This window comes from Bacillus cereus group sp. BfR-BA-01382 (genome assembly GCF_022663475.1).
Taxonomy (GTDB): Bacteria; Bacillota; Bacilli; order Bacillales; family Bacillaceae_G; genus Bacillus_A; species Bacillus_A thuringiensis_S.
In genome coordinates this window covers 1-235 of record NZ_JAKUFQ010000413.1, presented here as the reverse complement: position 1 = coordinate 235, position 235 = coordinate 1, and the positions used below count along the sequence as shown (strand labels likewise).

Below are 235 nucleotides of genomic sequence, written 5' to 3'. Positions count from 1 at the left end.
TGTAAGTCTTGGAACTAGCTTTAATTTATTGGCCCATACTGGATCTGTTAATATATTAAGTCCATTCGTTTGGATAAGAAAAGTAGAATGCCCAATCCATGTGACAGTCGTTTTTTTTACATTACTTTGCAAAAATGCACTTTGTTTAACGGGTGATTGTTCTACTAAGAAAGAAAAATCTTTTTTGTTTTGCTTTCGTTCTTTACGCCAGCGTAAAAAAGAGCGAATTGATTTT

Annotated in this window: 1 protein-coding gene; it reads right to left on the bottom strand. The window is 32.8% G+C overall.

The features are described 5' to 3' along the window. Positions 1 to 235, bottom strand: a 235-nt coding sequence (locus MR160_RS34540; RefSeq protein WP_242299270.1) for an MBL fold metallo-hydrolase, incomplete at both ends; no start/stop codon positions are given.